Origin of the sequence: Bacillus sp. AY18-3, assembly GCF_008042305.1 — a bacterium.
GTDB lineage: Bacteria > Bacillota > Bacilli > Bacillales > Bacillaceae_G > Bacillus_A > Bacillus_A wiedmannii.
Map to the genome: position 1 here is coordinate 1 of NZ_QKQR01000003.1, position 11,223 is coordinate 11,223.

Sequence of the window (11,223 nt, forward strand, 5' to 3'; positions counted from 1 at the left end):
AAGTTCCTTGCTATTTTTATAAATTCCTGAACATAATAACCTTCTGCTTGTTTTAATTCTGTAGAAGGTTTATAAGATATGTATATATTTCTATAATGTCGCTCCGGTAGTTCATATATTTTTATATTATCAAATGATTTTAAGAAAAGCCTTGGTCCTATTGAAATACCTATTCCTAAATCAATCATTTTCACTATCGTATTGCAGTCACTTATATATGAATGAATCTTAGGTTCTATACTTTGCTGATTAAAAAATTTCTCAACTTGATTTCTGTATGGTGCTGCTGGCATAATAATATTATTTTGATTAAAGAAATCCTTTAAAGGGCAATCTACTGGAATTAACTTTAAGTCCTTTGGTGTTGCTATAACTAACTCATCTTCTAAAAATAGTACTGACTCACATCCGAATCCCCCTTTAATTGTGAAGCCAAGGTCAATTACTTTATTTATAATCCATTCTTGAATTTCATCATAAGTCCCCTCAAACACTATAATTTCAAGAAACGGATACAATTTATTAAATTCTTTCATAATTGGAGGTAATATATGTTTTTTTACACTTGTAAAGGCCCCAATCTTCAGTGTTTTAGGCAATAATTCATTATTAAAACTAGTCTCTATTAATTTACGGTTTATTTTTAATATCTGACCAATATACTCATAAGCTTTAGTGCCATGAGGAGTTAAAGTAATTGTCCGACCAGTTCTTAGGAATAAAGACGTTCCTAATTCCTTTTCTAAGCTAGAAATTGCATGGCTTACTGCAGATTGCGTCATGTTTAATTTTTCAGCAGCCTTTGTAAAACTCCCCGTTGTAATAACTGATTCAAAAATTTCATACTTAATAATACTCATGAGTTTTTTTCATCCCTTGCATTAATATTATTCATTTTATTTAATTCCATTCATTAAGTATACTAATATTAACCTACTTAAGCTAGACGAGTAATGATTATCAAATGTTATTTTACCTTAATTTAATCTGCAGATTTTTTAATTAGTATGGCATTATTCAATAATTATATATAGCTCAATTATTATAATTGAAAACCAAATCCTTATAGAGTTATATATTGATTTAATAATCATTCTCTATCTGTATAAAACTAGCAACTAGAGTGTATAAGATTGATAATTTATTTTAATCTTGACAATGTAAAGGTGGCAGAACTATGAAAAAAGTTATTTTTTTAGCTATTGGTATGTTTGCCTTGGGATTCGATGCTTATATTATTGCTGGACTGGTTCCTGGAATTAGTGATACCTATCAAAAAAGTGCATCCCAAGTTGGGCAAGCGGTAAGTATATTTACATTATGTTATGCAATATCCGCTCCACTGTTTGCTTCTCTCTTAGCAGGTAAACCTATAAAAAAAGTTCTATTGACTTCAATAATTATATTTGGTCTTGCAAATGCATTAACTGCAGTATCGCCAAACTTTTCGGTATTCTTAATATCAAGGGCAATTGCTGGTGTTGGTGCTGGATTATTTTCTCCTTTAGCTGTCGCAGGCTCAACTATGTTAGTACCTGTAGAAAAGAAAGGACGCGCACTTGGCTTAACAATCGGTGGCATGAGTATGGGAACTGTATTAGGTGTTCCTATAGGTCTTTATATCGCAGACAAGTTTGATTGGCAATCAGCAATGTGGTTTGTGGTACTACTTAGTTTAATTGCTGCTATTAGTATTCTTAAGTTTCTACCACATGTCCCAGTCACAGCACCACCTGCTATGAAAGAAAGACTTGCAATGTTTTTAGATAAAAGAGTTACTATCACTGTTTTAATAACATTCTTTGCAAGTATTTCAAGTTTAGGTTTATATACCTATCTATCTCCATTATTACAAGACCTTGATAACTCAAGTAATTTAACAATTTATTTATGGGCTTGGGGATTGGGTGGATTATTTGGAAGTATAACAATTGGATATTTAATTGATTACTTCAAAAAACCAAAAACTTTAATGGCTCTTATTTTAATTATTTTAACTGTCTCAGTTGTATGTATTCCGATAATGATTAATCTAACAATTATAAAGTACTTACCATTTTTCATATGGGGAGCGATGGGATGGGCATCAGGAGCACCACAGCAACATATTTTATTATCCTATCAACCTAAACACGGAAGTACAGCTGTGGCCCTTAATAGTTCGATTAACTATCTAGGAAGTTCAGTAGGTGCCATATTAGGTGGAGTAGTAAATTCTCTTGGAATGGGGACTATGGCTCTAATCTACTTTGCGATAATTTCTATGATTATTTCATTATGCCTACAATTTTATAGCATGAGAAATAATGTCTTTAAAATAACTACTACTAAAAAAGCTGTTTAAAATAAGTCTATTACAATTATAAAACATAGAAATGGCATTAATTAGTCTGTATCTTTTTATAGAGAAACAAAAAGAAGGCGGTTCTTTTAAAACCGTCTTCTTAAAATAGTAATACCATCTTTCATATAGCTAGTTATTTAATGTTTTCTTTTATTAGATATTTAGGTTAAACAATTTACATTTCTATCATTCCTCTATTATTTCATATTCATCTGAAATAATATTTTTATTCCGCCCTCTTTGTAAATTGATACCATTTTTATATTAAATGCACTATTTTATCTAGTCACCCTTAAAAAACAGACCCTCAGATTCGTATGTATCAAATTTTAAGAAACAAACCAATAACAAATACATGTACAACAACTTAAAGGTCTACTTCAAGTTGTTGAGGTGCTTAAAAAGAAATCTACTTTTTTTAGCCAATTTTGTTAAGCAATTTCTATATACTATATACTAATCTCTCAATTTTTTATCTGTGATCTCTTCTAAGCCCTTTTTGTATCCCTTTTCTTGTGCTACATGATTCATTATTAATAGTGTCTCCTACATTCCAAGAACCTGAAACAACTAAACTATCTTTTCTATATAACGTATATTTTGTTATTTTGCACGTATTCAGTTGTAATCCGGTCCTATTTGCGGTTTTCCTATTTGTACAATCTCTTTATTTTGTGCAATCTTAGCACCTTCATATAATTTATCCGCATAATTTTTAAGGTCCTGCCAATTATCCTTCGCTGTATCCAAATCTGCTGTTATCATAAGAGCAAGCAGGTCTGGGCTAATTTGGTCAACACTTTTAAGCAATGATTTATATTTGACCCCGATTACATCCCACTGAGTCTTTATATTTTCAAGAGCAGTAACAGCTGTACCAACTGTTGCAGCCATATGTTCCGTTTTATTTTTGGCATCAGTCAAAATAACTACTTCTGCCTCTGCTCCAGAAATTCTGGACTTTAATTGTTCTATTTCTTGTTGTGCAGATGCGATATTCTTGTCAGCAGTGACAATCAATGGTATACCAATCGGAGGCATAAATACAGATAAAGCTATATAGCCACCACGTTTATCATAGTTTTCTTTAATTGTATTATTACAATTCTCAATTCGTTGTTGTAGAAGCGGAATACCAGCGTTCGTACTTTCTAGAATATTCTCCAATTGATTGAAATCTTCTTTGAAATTTCTTGTATTTTCTGCTATTTCACCTTGAAAATTTTTCAATTTTTCTAACAGTACATTTAATTTTTGACTATTGTACAAAATACTATTGTACAAATTTTCTAGTTCATATTTTAATTTCTCTGTATCTTTTTGCTCTATAGCAGTTAGTAAAAGCTTATAACTTGCTTGAAACGTATCATTATAACTTACAATATTCTGATGCGTGTACATAATACGAGTTTTAAAATACATGAACCAAAAGTCGGCATTCTCTATTGCATCCCGTTGATGCTTAATCATGTTTGCTTGTAAATCACGATTTATAGAACTTATTTTACTTAAATCTGTCAGCTGTTGATTACTGATTGTATTGGCATATGAATCCATTGTAAGGATATTTGCCACCATTTTTCCCATTACTTCTTTAAATTCACCAGGACCAAGGGAATAGTTCTTCAAACTTTCTTGCTGTTGGGACACAGTTTGTTCTGCTGCCAAAGTATGAAGTGGAATTACATTACTCACTGCCATTCCCGTAATGATTGTTGACAAAATAATTTTCTTATATAAATTCTTATTCATCTTTTTCACCTACTTTTTCACATGTATCACATATTTTATTAAATTCATAAGCTTCTATTCTTTACTTCAAATGAATTACGATTATTGCAAATAAAACAACATATTAAAATAGAGATTCTCGTACTTTCTTATTCTATAATCTTTATTAAGTTTCATAACTATATAGGAAGTCTCCTGCTCAAACTTGAACAGGAGACTCACATTATGTGTTCTTCAAAAGGGAAAATCAGTATATTATATTTTTCATTACTTCGGCAATTTCTTGATGCAATATTATTTGTTCAAGAACGAAATCTCACTACTTTGAATATTTTCAGCATACTTTCTAATCTGCTCCCAATGAGCCTCCGCTGTATCCAGATCTGCTGTTATATCCATAGCAAGGAATTCTGGGTCAACAGCTTTAGCACTCTTAATCAATGCGTCATATTTTGTTCCCATTCCATCCCACGCAGTCTTTATATTTTCAAGAGAAACAATAGCTTTATCAATTGTATCTGTTAAATTTTTAATATCACTTTGCACTATCGTTAACCTAGCTGACTGTAGTTGCGCCATTGAAATATTTTGTGTTAGCGTTATAATTTCTTCTTGTGCCTTGATTATCTGCTGCTGCGATGAAACTACTCCGTATATCCCGCCTCCTAATATAGGTGCACCTAAGGGCGCAAAAGGTGAAAGAACTAAATATGCACCAGCAGCAGTTGCAACCGACGATGCAATATAAATTTTGTTATTCTCATCGATTAATGCTTTATTTGTTTCGATTTGTTTCTGAAACAGTGGAATTCCAGCTTCTTGACCAGTTAAAATATTTACGATTTCTTCAGCATTCCCTTTTAAATTTTGTGTATCTTTTTCTAATTTGCCGCGAAAGCTTTTTAAATCCTCCACTAATTTGGTCACTTGATCTTTATTCTGTGAAATTTCACCATTCAACTTTGTAAGCAAAGCTGTTAGTTTGACTGGATCATTTTTATATTGTAATAAATAACGGGAATAATTTTGGAATTTTGTATCATAACTGATAATATTTTGATTCGTCGTAACTATCCCTGATTTCAAATTATTTAACCAGTATGTTGCATTTTCTCTAGTAAGATTTTGGTTGGCTTTAATGGCTGTTTTTAAATTATCGCCAACTGAAGGTAAACCATCCAAATTAATATCTGCTTGTTTAAGAATAGTTAAAGCATACAGGTCCATTACCAACATATTGGATTTAGTGTCCTTCATCGCATTATCAAGCCCTGTTGGTCCAAGGTAATAACTAGGGTATTTAAGATCTTGATTTGCATAAATAGGTGCAGGTGCCTCTGCCGAGGCATATGATGGCATAATGCCACCCGCTACGATTGTTGCTATTAATGTAGATAAAGCCATTACTTTATAAGGTTTTTTCATCACATTTTTCTCTCCTTACATTATTAAGAATTATTGTTCTGAATTCTACAAATTTCATCCTGTTACTTTTATTTTTGTAACACTCTCTTGATATTCCGTTGTTTGTTTTTTCAATTCATCCGTAAACTGTTTAAGCTCTTTTAATCGTGCTTGTAATGAATTAGAATCTATTTTCACATCAGTATTAAGACTTGTCCCCGTTTCAATCATTATGTTATTAAAGGTGTCCCAACTACTTACTAGATTGTCAAAACTCTGAGTTTGCTTTTTAACTGTTCTTGTAAAGTTATTTAATTGCTGCTCAATAAGTGTCATTTGAGTTGCTTGCACTTCAATATTCGATAAATTTTGTACCAATTGAATTAGTTTCTGTTGCTTTTGAGCAATAGCTTTATTCAGTTCTGTTACTTTATCATTTTTGAGTTGTCCATATTGGTTATAAATTGCTTCCAAATTAGACACGTCTACAGTTTTATCCTTAACTCCGTCTTTCAAAATATTAATAACCGACTTTGTAATATTTAAAGAACCGTCTAGATTTTCTTTTGGTAGAGCTAGAAGTTTTTCAAAATCTTCTTGAATGCCTGCATTAAGTTGTCCCATTTCCGTTCTTAATTTTTCAATGTCTCCGTCTGAACCCTTATAAGATTCAAACGCTCTGCTAACTTTACTAGAAAAATTATTACTATCTTCAGCCAATTCGTTTTTAGAATTGTTTAAGTCTTCTGAAGTTATTTTCATATTATACTGAATTTTTTGCACGTCACCTTGAAGTAAGTTAAAAATACGTACAAATAATGCTTTTGCTTCCGGATCTTCATTCATTTTTCCAGCTAGTTCAACTAATTTATTGTAATAATTTGTAAACCTTATTCCGAAACTCTGTATGTCTTGATTTACAACGGATAATTTGTGGTTATTTATATCCAGGCAGTCTCGAACATGGTTTCTTACAGTGCCTTGATCAGTAGTTATTCCATATATAGTACTTACATCAAGATCTGGTTGCTGTAATATGATTAGCCCATATCCTTGAATTAATGGCGTCTGTGATCCTAATTTCGTAATCGAATTTGATAACCTATCCATAGCGGGTCCAAGTATACTACTTGGTTGTAAATAAGTTGTATTACTTTCTGCAAAAGTATTTACAGGTGAGAAGCAACTTGTAGATACTGCTGTAACTAATAACCCTGCGACTAACGCTTTTTTCATGGTGATACCTCCCATTTATTGGTGTCTTTTGATAAAATAGTTGGACTAAATTTTAATTAACTTGAAATCTAACATTATAACTATTAATCTATATAGATTATTTTAAAGATGATTTTTTAGGAATATAAATATAGATTGTAAACATTTGTACATAATGCCCTACTATAAACTTAATCCCTAAGTCATTACATAAAAGGCATATACGAAAATACTCCTGATTTTATATGTCTTAAAATGTAACTAACATCTTGTGCCCTTATTAAAACATTAAATTTTCAGTGCGTATATAGTAAAATTTTGTAGGTTTTTGTATAATTTTATCCTTTTTTATTTTTTCATCTTAATTATTTTATATATGTACAAATTAAAATACTATACTTCTAAAATTGCTATGCAACTTCACTACTATAATTAAAATAATTATAATTTAATAACACTGATAAAAAGGTACCTAATTTAATTTAACTAGGTGAATTTTCATTTTCAAAAATTATTTTAGTATAATTTTTCAATACTCTTCGCTTATTTCTTCCTCTATATAGATATGTAAAATTGCATATCCATATAGAGGAAAATTAACTATTAAATATACATAGTCATAAGTGGTAATTTTCCAAATAACTATTATGTACTACCGGTACATCAATATTAAGTTTCCATAACTTGTTGGAAACTTAAAAGTAACGGAATTTTCCTATTACTCCTATAACAATTATGCGTTGGATTCATCAGTATTGGACAAAAAAATGCGACATGATCTAAAACAACTAAATGCCCCCTATAAAGTCAATGAAACATATATCAAATTAAAAAACCAATGGATGTACCTGTATTTTGTTGCTGATTCAGAAGAAAATACAATTGATTTTTATCTTAGTAAATCAAGATATAAACAAACACTTTTTCGTACATTTCTAAATCTCACGTGATAACAGTCGATAAGAATCTAGCTTATCCTATAGCAATTGAACAGTTGAAAAAAGAAAAAAGACTATCGTTTTATTAAGTAACGCGTACGCCTTATAATGGGACTCAAATCACTTAAAGTGGGTTGCTTCTGCTCCCTCTGGTGATATTCCAAGTCCTTCATAATTTGAGTTTCCTTTTAATTCAAATATCTTCCAAAACCCTTTCGTAAATGTTACAAAATCCATTCAATACATTTTAATAAGAAACTTTTCAAATATTAACGTAAAAGGTTTATTTAACAGTTAATTTAATGTCGGATTTATCAGAATTTTGTATTTTTTTGTTGTTTTATCTTGTTATTGATGTTAAACTTATACTTACAAAGAAAGAGATTAAATAGGAAACTTCGTTTTATAAATTTTCTGATTTTTCAGTCTTTGCCTATTTTACTCCACTCCGTTAGATTGGCATGTTTGTGTATTCCTTCCCTACTCTTTCTTTGTTGTACCCTTCATAAGAAAACAATTTGTTCCTATCCAAGTTGTTTTCTTTTTTTTATAGTTAGTTTATTATTTTTATTAATATAGAAAATATTTCGGACTAATCACCACTTAACATTCTAGTTCGCTGTTTGAAGTGGGAGATTGTTAGGTACTGAAACTTATTGGTTTCTAGTTCATTAGGCTATTCCCGTAGTTCCTACGGCCAGGAGACGACTGTCCCCCATCTTTTAAGCAATTACTATTTCTTATCACCTATTTAAATAGATACAAAACTTATACACTTTATTTACTAACATGGGTTGTACATTGCTTTCTTGTATGATGCCCTCATTATATATCCCTACCAGCATTCATTTCCTATCTAAAATTAATGTTTCTTACATTTAATATTTTAGTGAAGGATCTATTGTTGAAAAAAGATAAAAAAGAACTGAATTTTTATCTTTACTCATTTCCCTTTTCCAAATAACAAGTCTAATCACCGTATAATTCATAAAATTTTCTTGCTTTTTTTCGATATTTTTACTAAGGGGGAATATGGCATGCTTTTTACAGGATTCATCATTAATCTATCTATTTTTGCATTCTTAGTTAGTACATCTATTTTTATTCAAGTATTTATAAGTAAAGTAGATTCTAAATCATTTCGTTTATTTTGTGGCATTTACGCAGGTATCATAGCTGCCATTTTAATGATTTTTAATTTTAAGCACATGGGATTGTTTTACGACCTGCGAGTCGTTCCACTAATTATTTCGTTTATTTATTTTGGTCGTACAGCTGGCTGGATTACATTAATGTTTATTTTATTTATGCGCATTTTCTACCTTGGTGGTGATTGGGGACCAGCTTTAATAGCATCTTTAGGAATAGCCATTATATATACTATATTTAAAACATATCTCAAAAATATCCATCCTTTTAAAAGCGTTTTTCTTTATCTATCTGCTTATCTAGTTATAATTCATGTTGTATTTGGATTCTTTTTTCCTTCTATACCACTTATACTTCTTGACATCCAAGGTACATTTTTTATATCATGCGGACTCTTAATTGGGATTTTTCTTATGGAGTCGTATCAAAAATTATATGTTTTAACACAAAACTTAGCCAAAGCGAATGAAACATTACTAGAATCAAAGCGAGAATTAAAGGATACCGTACACCAATTGCAAGGAGGTATTTTCAAATTCAAAAAAGTAGATGGGGATTTTATCCACACTCTGTGTGATGGACAATTATTTTATCAATATGGGTTTCACTCTCAGCAAGTCGTAGGTAAATGTTTATCTAATATAGATGCTTCAATTATTCCATTTCATTTAATTCCTCGACTATTAAAATATTATCAACAGGCATGGGATGGTGAAGAAGTAACTTTTGAACTACCATGGCCAAATGATGAGACTACGATACTTTTCTCTCTTAGACCTGTTAAAAGAGGGTGCACAGTGGTTGAGGTAGTTGGTTCTACTGTTGATATAACGAAAAGAATAAATGCGGAAAATGAACTGAAGGTTACAAAAGAGCGACTAGAATCATTTATTAACCATAATGTAGATGCTATCACTATATTTGATTTAGATGGGCATATGTTACAAGCGAATAAAGCTTATGAGAGAATATTTGGTTGGTCAGAAAAAGAATCTGTAGGAAAAAAATTACCTTGCGTACCTGAATTTTTAATAGATCAAACTTTAGAATATATAAACCACATTAAAAATACCAATATGAATGACCCAATTCTCACCCGTTTTGAAACTGTTAGACAAAGAAAAGATAAAACTCTAATTGATGTAAGCCTGACAATTTCGCCTATTTTAGATTTTAGAGGTAATGTAATTGCTTTATCAGGAATTTGTAGAGACATTTCTGAAAGGAAACAAGCAGAAAGAAAACTGTATCAATTACACCAGCAATTAAGTGACAGTGAAATGAAATACCGTGCACTCATCGAACAAGCAACTGATGCAGTATATGTGGTGGAGCTGAATGATAATGAATTACCAACTCGCTTTATCGAAGTAAATCCTGTTGCTTGTAAAAGATTTGGATATAGTAGAGAAGAACTTCTTTCGATGTCATTCCCTAGTAACGTTCCACCAGATTCTCCAATGGTCCAAAGAATCATAGAAAAAATTAGAGAAGGGCAAACATCTTTTACATTACAAGATGAATTTGTTTTTCCTAGAGGAAAGACCCTGACAATTGAATTTTCTGTTCGTGTGTTTAACTTGAATGGCAAAAAAGTTTTCTTAAGCATCTCTCGAGACATCACTGAACGGCTAAAAACAGAGGAATTATTAAGAAAATCGGAGAAACTTGCTGTAGTAGGTCAATTATCCACTGCAATTGCTCATGAAATTAAAAATCCTTTAACAGCAATGAAAGGATTCATGCAGTTATTACAATCACTGGGAAATAAGGATACTGAGCATTACATAGATATAGTGTTATCAGAGATTGAACGTATAGATAGTATTACTAACGAATTTATGACATTAGCAAAACCTGAGGCATTAGAAATTAAAACTAATGACCTAAATGTATTAATGAAGCAAGTTGTAATGTTACTTGAACCTCAAGCGACAATGAATTGCATACAAATTAAAACTCAGTTTACATCTGATACTTCATTCATACTTTGTGAATGTAATCAATTAAAGCAAGCTTTTATAAATATCTTAAAAAATGCAATTGAGGCAACTTCAATGGGAGGGGAAATCTTGATTCAAATCGAATATGCGCTTGATCAAAACCAGGTAAACATTCGATTTACTGATTATGGGTGTGGAATTGAACAGGAACGTATACCTTACCTAGGAGAACCATTCTATAGCCTCAAAGAAAACGGTATCGGTTTAGGATTAATGATCTGTTATAAAATTATTGAAAAGCACCAAGGTAAAATATTTATTGAAAGTGAAGTAGGAAAAGGAACAACAGTCAATATAGATCTACCTATATCTACTCTCTGAGGGTGGATTAAATGAAAGTAAACACAAAAAACACAATTGATTATAAAAACTTAAGAAATCTAAAATTAAGACCCACACATTTTGATCAAACTTTTTTCAAAATGTGTGGGTCTCCTCT

Annotated in this window: 6 protein-coding genes and 1 pseudogene; 3 read left to right on the forward strand and 4 right to left on the reverse strand. The window is 30.9% G+C overall.

Annotation, left to right across the window (positions count from 1 at the left end):
- Positions 1 to 860: LysR family transcriptional regulator (locus DM800_RS02495; RefSeq protein WP_147786339.1), on the reverse strand; the 860-nt coding region annotated here is incomplete at its 3' end.
- A gap of 317 nt (positions 861 to 1,177) precedes the next feature.
- On the opposite strand from DM800_RS02495, the gene DM800_RS02500 reads away from it, so the two are divergent.
- On the forward strand, positions 1,178 to 2,344 hold the full coding sequence (locus DM800_RS02500; RefSeq protein WP_048567341.1) for an MFS transporter: 1,167 nt from the start codon (positions 1,178 to 1,180) through the stop codon (positions 2,342 to 2,344).
- Positions 2,345 to 2,962: 618 nt separating this feature from the next.
- Here the strand turns inward: DM800_RS02500 and nheC are convergent.
- The 3 genes from nheC to nheA form a co-directional block, all read right to left on the reverse strand.
- Positions 2,963 to 4,096 carry a non-hemolytic enterotoxin subunit C gene (nheC, locus tag DM800_RS02505; RefSeq protein ID WP_048567342.1) on the reverse strand — a complete coding sequence of 378 codons (1,134 nt, stop codon included), beginning with the start codon at positions 4,094 to 4,096 and terminating at the stop codon, positions 2,963 to 2,965.
- 273 nt (positions 4,097 to 4,369) lie between these two features.
- A complete protein-coding gene (gene nheB / locus DM800_RS02510; RefSeq protein WP_048567345.1) occupies positions 4,370 to 5,500 on the reverse strand; it encodes a non-hemolytic enterotoxin subunit B in 1,131 nt (376 codons plus the stop codon).
- Positions 5,501 to 5,554: 54 nt separating this feature from the next.
- The gene (gene nheA / locus DM800_RS02515; protein ID WP_048567343.1) at positions 5,555 to 6,715 is read right to left on the reverse strand and encodes a non-hemolytic enterotoxin subunit A; all 1,161 of its coding nucleotides are present in this window, start codon (positions 6,713 to 6,715) and stop codon (positions 5,555 to 5,557) included.
- Between the two features lie 684 nt (positions 6,716 to 7,399).
- Here nheA and DM800_RS29515 point away from each other — a divergent pair.
- Positions 7,400 to 7,709 (forward strand): annotated as a pseudogene (locus DM800_RS29515) (DDE-type integrase/transposase/recombinase); the annotation flags it as partial.
- 960 nt (positions 7,710 to 8,669) lie between these two features.
- Complete coding sequence (locus tag DM800_RS02525) at positions 8,670 to 11,105, forward strand: PAS domain S-box protein (RefSeq protein ID WP_048567344.1); 2,436 nt, start codon at positions 8,670 to 8,672, stop codon at positions 11,103 to 11,105.
- The last annotated feature ends 118 nt before the right edge of the window (positions 11,106 to 11,223 follow it).